The 5,916-nt window shown below is 73.3% G+C and carries 2 protein-coding genes; both read left to right on the forward strand.

Going from position 1 to position 5,916, the window contains the following annotated elements:
* Positions 1-3,945: type I polyketide synthase (locus tag ABZT12_RS39045; RefSeq protein WP_356394566.1), on the forward strand; the 3,945-nt coding region annotated here is incomplete at its 5' end.
* Positions 3,946-3,952: 7 nt separating this feature from the next.
* Positions 3,953-5,916, forward strand: a 1,964-nt coding sequence (locus ABZT12_RS39050) for a type I polyketide synthase (protein WP_356394569.1), incomplete at its 3' end; no start/stop codon positions are given.

A 5,916-nucleotide genomic window follows, 5' to 3' on the forward strand; every position in this document is an offset into this window, starting at 1 on the left:
TTCACCGGCCAGGGTGCCCAGCGCCTGGGGATGGGCCGTGAACTGCACGCCGCCTACCCCGAGTTCGCCCGCGCCCTGGACGAGGTCGTGGCGGCCATCGACGCGTTCCTTGAGCGCCCGCTGTATGAGGTGATGTGGGGTGAGGACGAGGCGCTGCTGAACAGCACCGCCTACACCCAGCCCGCCCTGTTCGCCGTGGAAACAGCCCTGTACCGCCTCGTTGAGTCGTGGGGGGTGCGCCCCGACTACCTGGCCGGGCACTCCATCGGCGAGATCACCGCCGCGCACGTCTCCGGTGCGATCGGCCTGGAGGACGCGGCCCGGCTGGTCACCGCGCGCGGGCGCCTCATGCAGGCACTCCCGGCCGGTGGTGCGATGGCCGCGATCCAGGCCACCGAGGAAGAACTCCTGCCGTTCGTGAGCGACGCGGTGGGGATCGCTGCGATCAACAGCCCCACCTCCGTCGTCATCTCAGGCGAAGAGTCTGAAGTCGACGCGCTGGTCGCGGAGTTCACGCAGCAGGGCCGTAAGACGACCCGCCTGCGCGTCTCGCACGCCTTCCACTCCCCGCTGATGGAACCGGCGCTGGCCGAGTTCCATCTGGTCGCCCAGAGCGTCACCCACCAGCAGCCGCGCATCCCGGTCGTCGCCGGAGTCCACGGCGAGATCACCGACGAGTGGGGCACCCCGGAGTACTGGACCCGCCACCTGCGCGAAGCCGTCCGCTTCGCCGACACCGTCACGCATCTGCGAGGGCGGGGAGTGAGCCGGTTCCTGGAGCTGGGGCCGGACGCGATCCTGTCCGCGCTCACCCAGGCGACCCTGGACGCGCCGGAGACGGTGGTCGAGGCCGCCGTACGCAGGAACCGGCCCGAGACCCGTACCCTGCTCGCCGCCCTGGCCCGGCTCTTCACCACCGGCACGGAGGTCGACTGGCCGGCGCTGTACGCGGGGGCCGCCCGGGTGGAGCTGCCCACGTACGCCTTCGAGCGGCGCGCCTACTGGCTGGAGGGGTCGGCCGCGCCCGCCGGGGACGTGACGAGCATGGGACAGCGGGCGGCACAGCACCCGCTGCTGAGCGCGGTGGTGGTCTCGCCGGAGGCAGGCGGGGTGGTGCTGACGAGCAATCTGTCGGTGCGCACCCACCCGTGGCTGGCCGACCACGATGTGCTGGGCACGGTGCTGTTGCCCGGTACCGGCTACATCGAGCTGGCGATCAGGGCGGGTGAGGAAGTCGGCTGCGACGTGGTCGAGGAACTGACCATCGAGGCCCTGATGCCGATGCGGGAGGACGGTGGCGGGCTGGCCGTGCAGGTCGTCGTGGAGGCGGCCGACGCCACCCAGCGGCGTTCGCTGTATGTGTACTCGCGGCCCGACGACGCCTCGCCGGACACTCCTTGGACCCGGCACGCCAGTGGTGTGCTGGCGCCGGGCGCCCAGCCGGCGCCGCCGGCGGAGTCGTTCGGTTCGGGCACCGGGGCGTGGCCGCCGCCGGGCGCCCAGGAGGTCGACATCTCCGGCGTCTACGACTACCTCACCGGCCAGGGCTACGGATACGGGCCCATGTTCCGCTGCCTGCGCGGGATCTGGACGCGCGGGCGGGAGACGTTCGTGGAGGTGTCGCTGCCGGAGGACAACCTCGCGGTGGGCGGCGAGTACCGCATCCACCCCTCGATCCTGGACGGTTCGCTCAGCGCGACGGACTTCATGGACGGGCGCAGCCCGCAGGACGTCGGCGGCACCCAGCTGCCGTTCGCCTTCTCTGGGGTGACCCTGCACGCGGCCGGTGCCTCGCAGCTGCGGGGCCGGATCACCGCGGTGGAGGGCCACCGCTCACAGGGCTCGGACGCGGTCCGCCTGGAACTGTCGGACCTGCACGGCACGCCGGTGGCGACCATCGAGTCGCTGGTGGTACGTCCCGTGACGGCCGAGCGGGTGAACGCCGCGGCCTCCGCCGGACGCGGCGAGCGCACCTCGATGTTCCATCTGGTGTGGAACCAGCTGCCGTTGGGCGCCAGCGCCTCGGCCGTCGCGGAGGGCTGGGCCGTCATCGGCGAAAGCGGCGCCGCGCACGGCGAGTTCGAGGGCGCCGACCTCTACCCGGACCTGGCCGCGCTGGCCGGCGCGATCGACGCCGGAGCGGCGGTGCCGCAGGTGGTGGTGGTGCCGGTGGCCCCGGCCGGGGGCGAAGTCCCCGACGCCGTACGGGAGGTGAGCGGCGGCGTGCTGGCGGCGTTGCAGACGTGGCTGGCCGAGGACCGGTTCTCCCGCTCGCGGCTGGTGGTCCTCACCCAGGGGGCGGTCGCCGCCCGGGAGGAGGACACCGTCGATCTCTCGCAGGCACCGGTGTGGGGTCTGCTGCGCTCGGCGCAGGAGGAGAACCCGGGCCGGTTCGTGCTGGTGGACACCGACGGTTCGGCCGCCGCCCGGGCGGTGCTGCCCGCGATCGTGGCCGGTGGCGAGCCGGAGGCGGCGGTGCGGGGCAGCGAGGTCAAGGTGGCCCGGCTGGCCCGGGTGCCCGCGGGACAGGTCGCCTCCACCCTGCCGTGGCAGCCGCAGGGCACGGTGCTGATCACCGGCGGTACCAGCGGACTGGGCGCCATCGTGGCCCGGCACCTGGCCGCCGAGCACGGCGTACGGCATCTGCTGCTGACCAGCCGGCGCGGCGCGCAGGCGCCCGGCGCGGCCGAACTGGTCGCGGAGCTGGGTGAGTTGGGGGCGCAGGTCACGGTCGCCGCGTGTGATGTGTCGGACCGGGAGGCGGTGGCGGCCCTGGTCGCGGCCGTGCCGCGGGACCAGCCGCTGACGGCGGTGGTGCACGCGGCGGCGGTGATGGACAACGCGCTGACCTCCCAGCTCACACCCGGCCAGCTGGACACGGTGCTGGGCCCGAAGGCGGACGCCGCCTGGTATCTGCACGAGGCGACCGCGGAGCTGGAGCTGTCGGCGTTCGTGCTGTTCTCCTCGTGCGCCGGGCTGGTCGTGGGCGCCGGGCAGGGCAACTACGCGGCGGCCAACCGCTTCCTGGACGGCCTCTCCGCGTACCGCCGCTCGCGGGGGCTGCCCGCCACCGCGCTGGCGTTCGGCCTGTGGGAGACCAAGACCGGCCTGGGCGGCGGCGTCAACGACGCCGACCTGGGGCGGATGCGGTCGCTGGGGCTGCCGGCGCTGCCCACCGCGGAGGGCCTGGAGCTGTTCGACGAGGCGCTGAGCCTGGACGAGGCGATGATCGCCCCGATCCGGGTGGACGGTGCCGCGCGCGGTACCGCTCCGGGCGAGCCGCCGGTGCTGCTGCGGGAGGTGCTGAAGCAGGAGCAGGCGGCCGCCCAGCGCCAGGAGGTGCGGGCCCCCTCGGTGACCGCCGCGGCGGCGGCCGGTGCGGGCGCACAGGCACTGGACGAGCGGCTGGCCCGGATGCGGCCGGCCGGCCGGGAGGCGGCCGTCCTGGACCTGATCCGGTCCCAGGTCGCGGCCGTCAGCCACAGCGATCCCGAGAGCCTGGACGTCAACAAGGGCTTCACCGACCTGGGACTGGACTCGCTGGCCGCGATCGACCTGCGCAACCGGCTGCAGACGGCGACCGGGATGCGGCTGCCCGCGACGATGATGTTCGACTATCCCAGCCCGGTGGAGATGGCGGAGTTCCTGCTGGAGGAACTCCTGCCCGACATCGAGGAGTTGGAGGAGTCCCACGCCGGCCCGGACGCTCCCGCCGCGGCGGCGGGCGAGCAGGACGAGGACTCCGTGCGCCAGGCGCTGGAGCGGATCCCGGTCGCCGCGCTGCGCGAGGCGGGCCTGCTGGAGACGCTGCTCGCCCTGGCCGGCCCCGCACAGGAGGAGACGGCGCAGCCCGCGGACCGCAGCGAGGAGATCAAGAGCATGGACATCGACGATCTGGTGCGGGCCGCGCTGGCGTCCGCCGAACCGAACTCGACCGAGGGCTGAGATCATCGTGGAAGCATCAGTCGAACAACTCGTCTCCGCGCTGCGGCAGTCGATGCTGGACAACGAGCGGCTGCGCCGGCACAACAGCGAACTGTCCGAGCAGACCGCCCGCGCGAGCGAGCCGGTCGCCGTGGTCGGCATGGCCTGCCGCTACCCCGGCGGGGTCTCCTCCCCCGAGGAGCTGTGGCAGCTGCTGGCCGAGGGCCGCGACGGGGTCTCGCAGTTCCCCGCCGACCGCGGCTGGGCCACCGACGCCCTCTACGACCCCGAGCCGGGAAAACTCAACCGCACCATCACCACCGAGGGCGGATTCCTCTACGACGCGGGCGACTTCGACGCCGGCCTGTTCGGCATCTCCCCGCGCGAGGCCCTCGGCCTCGACCCCCAGCAACGTCTGCTGCTGGAGACCGCCCACGAGGCGATCGAACGCGCCGGCATCGCCCCGCACACCCTGCGCAAAAGCAGGACGGGGGTGTTCGGCGGGGTGATGTACCACGACTACGGGCCGGGCACCAGCGACGGCAGCCTGGTCACCGGCCGGGTCGCCTACAGTCTGGGACTTGAGGGCCCGGCCCTGACCATCGACACCGCCTGCTCCTCCTCCCTGGTCGCCGTCCACCTGGCCGCGCAGTCGCTGCGTTCGGGCGAGTCGACGCTCGCCCTGGCGGGCGGGGTGACGGTGATGACCGAGCCGGACATGTTCCTCTACTTCAGCCACCAGCGGGGCATGGCGGCCGACGGCCGCTGCAAGTCCTTCGCCGCCTCCGCCGACGGCACCGGCTGCTCGGAGGGCGTCGGCGTGATCGTCCTGGAACGGCTCGTCGACGCGCGCCGCAACGGCCACCCCGTCCTCGCGCTGATCCGCGGCTCGGCCGTCAACCAGGACGGCGCCTCCTCCAGCATGACCGCCCCCAACGGGCCCTCCCAGCAGCGCGTGATCCGCGCCGCGCTGGACAACGCAGGCCTGACCATCGCGGACGTCGACGCCGTCGAGGCGCACGGCACCGGCACCAAGCTCGGCGACCCCATCGAGGCCCAGGCGGTCCTGGCCACCTACGGACGGCGCAAGCCCGACACCGAGCCGCTCTACCTGGGCTCGCTGAAGTCCAACCTCGCCCACACCCAGGCCGCGGCCGGCGTCGGCGGCATCATCAAGATGGTGATGGCGCTGCGCCACGGCGTGCTGCCCAAGACCCTCCACCTGGACGAGCCCACCCCGCACGTCGACTGGGAGGCGGGCCATGTCCGCCTGCTGACCGAGGCGGTGCAGTGGCCGGCCGGGGACCGCCCGCGCCGCGCGGGTGTCTCCTCCTTCGGCCTCAGCGGCACCAACGCGCACATCATCGTCGAGGAGGCCCCCGCCGAGGAGCCGGCCGAGGAGGCGGTCCACCGTGAACTGCCCGTCGTCCCGGTGGTGTTGTCGGGCCGCTCCCCGAAGGCGCTGACCGAGCAGGCCGCCCGTCTGCACACCCACCTGGAGAGCTACGACGCCTCCCTGACCGACCTCGCCCACTCCACGGCCGTCACCCGCACCCCGCACGAACACCGCGCGGCCGTCGTCGCCGCCACCCGCGAGGAACTCCTCACCGGCCTCGCCGAGATCGCCCGGGGTGAGAGCGCCACCCCCTCTCCGCACGTCGTGCAGGGCCTGATCCGCGAGGGCAGGACCGCGTTCCTGTTCACCGGCCAGGGCGCCCAGCGCCTGGGCATGGGCCGTGAACTGCACGCCGCCTACCCGCAGTTCGCCCGCGCCCTGGACGAGGCGGTGGCGGCGGTGGACACCTATCTGGAGCGTCCGCTCTATGAGGTGATGTGGGGTGAGGACGAGGCGCTGCTGAACAGCACCGCCTACACCCAGCCCGCCCTGTTCGCCGTAGAAACCGCGTTGTACCGGCTGGTGGAGTCGTGGGGGGTGCGCCCCGACTATCTGGCCGGGCACTCCATCGGCGAGATCACCGCCGCGCATGTGTC

The organism is Streptomyces sp. NPDC005423, assembly GCF_040606415.1.
Taxonomy (GTDB): Bacteria; Actinomycetota; Actinomycetes; order Streptomycetales; family Streptomycetaceae; genus Streptomyces.